Below are 4,098 nucleotides of genomic sequence, written 5' to 3' on the forward strand. Positions count from 1 at the left end.
CCGATCAGGACGTGAATTTTCAAATTCCGTTTTTAAATACGGGCGGTACGACGGTTCTACCTTTTTCACAAAAGGAAGTTTGTTCAACTTTTGCATCATATGCTCAATTTGTTCCATATCACAATATACTACTGCGTATTTTAAGCGTTTTGATATGTAATGTATGTTACCATATTTCCTTAAAATCTTGGCATGTTTCAATGAATGTAAATAAACAATCATACTTTGTCGTTGCCCGAACATAATCTTCTCCATCTTCTCCTTTTAAAAACATATATTTTATATTTTATGAAAACCAATCAGAAATTTATGACATTACAGGACAAACTCTGTATACGTTTTCTTCTACCTTCTAAAAAACGGGGTGATTTACCCCGTTTTACAGCCACAACCTCCGCCGGTACCACAACCGCCACCACAGCCACCAGCATCAAAAAATGGATTTCCTGTTGGAACTTTGATGGAAGAAGACACCTCAGAACCGATTGCGACACTAACTTCATCTAACAACTTTTGCAAAGCTGTTTCTACTCGTTTAAAAGCTGCAATCTTATCATGTAAGTCTACAGAACGCTTTAACTCCCTCATTTTCGTCGAAACGAAAGTATAATCAGGATGGTATTTACCGAAACGCTGCACTTCTTCATATCGTTCTTTCATCGCTGTAAATTGCTGAATTAACGTCTGAACTTCCATATCTTCATGCAATTCTTTATAACACTTACGATAATCTTCTGCTATATCTGAACAGATGATCGCTTTTGCAAGCTGCTCTGCCTTATCTAATATCAATACGCTTTCCAGCGTCGCTACAATCATGAGAGACACCTCCGAATATTCATCATACCACATTTAGAATAGAACTACTAATTGAAGTGTCTCACTAAACAGTAAGATATTACTCTAACTATTTTTTATATAATGTCAGCACATACTTATACATTAATATGTTCCGCAATATTATATTTCAAAACATCCCATTGCCCACTATTTTCTTTCACATAACTAATACATGCATTTTTTAATGGTGTCTTAAACGAAATATCTTCTGGCGCAATTGCATGTAAAATTGCTTTTATCGCATGTGAATGAGCTACAATGATAATACGTTTGCCAGAATGAGTTTCTGCAACATCTTTTACAGCAGCAAAACAGCGAGTTACAATCTCTTCATCTTGCTCCATACCTTCTACTTTACCTTCTGCAATTAGCTCCCTAACAGTTGCAACCGGCTTCCCAGAAGCTTCACCAAAATTACGTTCAACAAATCGCTCATCTAATAAAATCGATTGTAATCCTGTAGCCCCTGCAATTTCCTTAGCTGTTTCGTGCGCTCTAATTAATGGGCTACTTATAATTAAATCCCATGCTTCCGCTTGCAAAGCAGCTGCACTTTGACTTGCTTGCTTCTTTCCCACTTCATTAAGTGGAATATCTTCACGTCCCTGAATAATTTCTTGAAAATTCCAATCAGTTTGTCCATGTCGTACTAAACAAATTTCCGTCATGCTCATGCTGCAACTCCTTTTTAAATAATCCGCTTCTATTGTATCAAAAGTTCTGCATGACGGACATAGTTTTCCCTTCCAATTATGTTGTATTTTGCTGCTTCATATACTGAAACATATCAATCATAATGGAAGCAACTGCCAATTGGTTTTGGAATTTCTCAACTTTATCTGGTATCGTTTTTTTGAAATGTTGCATAGCCGCTAACTCAAATGCCTCTTTTTCTTCAGGGTTTCGCGTTAGCTTTCTATACCAGTACGGTTGCTCCCTAATATAGCGAGATAGATCCTCATCAGCCTTTATAAACTCCATAATTTCTGCTCTCATCCGCTTTCCCCCTAATCCTTCTGAAAGAAAAATGGATTATTTTCGGAAGTACTCTCTTCTTGCTGCGTGCGGTTTCCTTGAAATTGTTGAAAAACTTGTTGCACAGTTCCAATAGCACTCGTCACATTGGCTAAATGGTGTTGCATTTGTTCCACATCTAGCTTTTTAAAGAAAGAAAGCATTTGTCCCATCACATCGGCAGTTTTTTCCTCTTCAGTTCGATTATCTTTTTCTTTTTCTTTTTCTTTTTTATTTTCTTTTACCGAAGTATAAACAGGCGCTCCATCAGGTCTAAAATTTGCCCATATTGGATCTTCCTCACCAAGTAAGTACCATTCTTCATAAAACTGTTGCCAAGTTTTATGACCACTTCTAACTTCATGAACCATTTTAGGGTGATGGTTTACAAACTCTTTAAACTGTTGAACCGATGGATGTAACGGTCCTTTTGTTGTCGGCATAATCCTCACCTCTTCATGTATATCTACTATATAATAAGAAAAAAAAGGCGCATGGTTCGCCTATTTTTAGACGATTCATGCACCTTTTTATCCTGCTATTTGCATACGGTAAGATTTCTACCTACAATTCAGTGAATAAGAAGTACTTAACCGAGAAGTATCCCCTACACAAAATTTTATTTTCGAATAAAGTTTTGTGTATAAAACTTATCGTATACCCCAACACCTAATCCTGTAAATTGTTCATTTAATACATTCTTTCTGTGACCTTCACTATTTAACCAACCTTGCACCGCCGCAATCCCATCACTATGTTGCGCAGCTATATTCTCACCAGCAAGTTGAAATCCTACTTTCCCGCGCTGTAAACGATCTCCTAATGTACCTAGTGTAGGTGAATCGTGTGAAAAGTAATTATTATCCTTCATATCTTTACTATGACCAATAGCCACATCTGCCGTTTGTTGATCCCACGTTAACAACGGCAACTCATGACGACTTCGGATAATATTTGTTAAATCAAAAATTTGTTGCATATTCCCATTCTCTATTTGTTTCATTTTTTCCGGAGTCAATGGTTGTTCAGCTAGTAATTCACCTGAATAAACAAGCTGATACGGTCTTTGGCGTAATAACGTTTCGTCATCCATATAACGAACACCAACAAGCTCATGTGTAAAATGATCAAAATATAATTGTGCCCATCCATCTTCAACAGGTATTAACGGTTGTTCCATCACTTCCGTATCAGATAACTCAAATTGATAACTATTCTTCCCTCTTTTTAACGAAATCTCATGAGAGAGTGGATTCTTTTTATACACTTCTTCATACTTTTCATTTATATAATAAGGCGGCACCTTAACTTGCTCACCAGCAACATACGCCGTTACAACTTTACGTTCTGCAACCCCGAATTGAACATACTGTGCTAAATCTTGGTTGTATACCCACCATTCATACCCGTAAGCAGATGGCTCTATTCGAGATGGTTCGCCCCATTTTGCTAATAAATTTTCAGAGTCTCCACCAATCATATTTAAAACCGTATTTGAAGATTCTTCATTTACTTGTTTTTTCTTTTTCACAATTTTATTTTCTTGCTTTGATTGAGACGGGGTTAATATATATTGTGAAACGAGTAATTTCCCGTATAAATCAACAGCTAATATTAAAAATGTAATCATTACGATACGCAATAATTTCTTCAATCGATATACCTCCTGCACAAAACATAAAATTGAGATATACACAAATCCTTTTCTTTCCTTTTTTGTGTGTACCGTACTCTTTTCACTATATCATATTTTCGCAAAAAAAGTCTGGATTATCCCTTTTCTCTCAATATGAATTGCACTTTCTTATTATTCATACTATTATAAAAATAATGGTATAACATGAAAAGAGGAGGTATTATATGCAATTTACAAATACGAAATTTAATGGTGCAGTCGTTGATCTAGCACTATTAACAGAGATTATGGAAAAGAATCATTTTGTACTTGCTGGACAGTGGGATTATGAACGAGTTACATACGATTATAAATTCGAAATATTAAACGATGTTTATTATTTACGCGTACAAGGTTTAGCTGTTGAAGGTGACATTGGTAGTAGACATGCTGAAATAAAACTACTTCCTCCCTTATTAGGTAAACATTATTATCCTCACGGCGTTGAGTATGGTGATGGTGAAACTTTCCCAACAAATGTACTTCAAAAAAGCGAACAACTCCTACAAAATGTCGAAAAAGAGTTAAAAGAATTCCAAATCATTGAATAAAATAAAAACGAGTGCATC

The 4,098-nt window shown here is 35.7% G+C and carries 7 protein-coding genes; 1 reads left to right on the forward strand and 6 read right to left on the reverse strand.

Annotation, left to right across the window (positions count from 1 at the left end):
* The 6 genes from KI369_RS25150 to KI369_RS25175 all read right to left on the reverse strand — a co-directional run.
* On the reverse strand, positions 1–243 hold a 243-nt coding region (locus KI369_RS25150; RefSeq protein WP_212958020.1), incomplete at its 3' end, for a YlbG family protein.
* 126 nt (positions 244–369) lie between these two features.
* Positions 370–819 (reverse strand): YlbF/YmcA family competence regulator, encoded by a 450-nt coding sequence (locus KI369_RS25155; RefSeq protein ID WP_166701979.1) that lies wholly within the window; start codon positions 817–819, stop codon positions 370–372.
* A 116-nt stretch (positions 820–935) separates the two neighbouring features.
* Entirely contained in the window at positions 936–1,508 is a 573-nt protein-coding gene (locus tag KI369_RS25160) for a histidine phosphatase family protein (protein ID WP_212958022.1), read from the reverse strand.
* An 82-nt stretch (positions 1,509–1,590) separates the two neighbouring features.
* Positions 1,591–1,836, reverse strand: coding sequence for a YlbE-like family protein (locus KI369_RS25165; RefSeq protein ID WP_001200991.1), 246 nt, complete (start codon positions 1,834–1,836; stop codon positions 1,591–1,593).
* Between the two features lie 11 nt (positions 1,837–1,847).
* Positions 1,848–2,297 (reverse strand): YlbD family protein, encoded by a 450-nt coding sequence (locus KI369_RS25170; RefSeq protein ID WP_212958018.1) that lies wholly within the window; start codon positions 2,295–2,297, stop codon positions 1,848–1,850.
* 176 nt (positions 2,298–2,473) lie between these two features.
* Positions 2,474–3,508: a CAP domain-containing protein gene (locus tag KI369_RS25175; protein WP_144614638.1), complete on the reverse strand. Its 1,035-nt coding sequence runs from the start codon at positions 3,506–3,508 to the stop codon at positions 2,474–2,476.
* Between the two features lie 206 nt (positions 3,509–3,714).
* Between KI369_RS25175 and KI369_RS25180 the strand changes: the two genes are divergently transcribed.
* Positions 3,715–4,080 (forward strand): YugN family protein, encoded by a 366-nt coding sequence (locus tag KI369_RS25180; protein WP_001160932.1) that lies wholly within the window; start codon positions 3,715–3,717, stop codon positions 4,078–4,080.
* Positions 4,081–4,098 lie beyond the last annotated feature (18 nt).

The sequence above is a fragment of the Bacillus sanguinis genome (assembly GCF_018332475.1).
GTDB classification, from domain to species: domain Bacteria; phylum Bacillota; class Bacilli; order Bacillales; family Bacillaceae_G; genus Bacillus_A; species Bacillus_A sanguinis.

What these genes read in the sequence shown, in the direction of transcription:
- KI369_RS25170 (WP_212958018.1), bottom strand. Translation starts at nt 2,297, where the DNA reads ATGCCGACAACAAAAGGACCGTTACATCCATCGGTTCAACAGTTTAAA.
- KI369_RS25180 (WP_001160932.1), top strand. Translation starts at nt 3,715, where the DNA reads ATGCAATTTACAAATACGAAATTTAATGGTGCAGTCGTTGATCTAGCA.
- KI369_RS25155 (WP_166701979.1), bottom strand. Translation starts at nt 819, where the DNA reads ATGATTGTAGCGACGCTGGAAAGCGTATTGATATTAGATAAGGCAGAG.
- KI369_RS25165 (WP_001200991.1), bottom strand. Translation starts at nt 1,836, where the DNA reads ATGAGAGCAGAAATTATGGAGTTTATAAAGGCTGATGAGGATCTATCT.
- KI369_RS25160 (WP_212958022.1), bottom strand. Translation starts at nt 1,508, where the DNA reads ATGACGGAAATTTGTTTAGTACGACATGGACAAACTGATTGGAATTTT.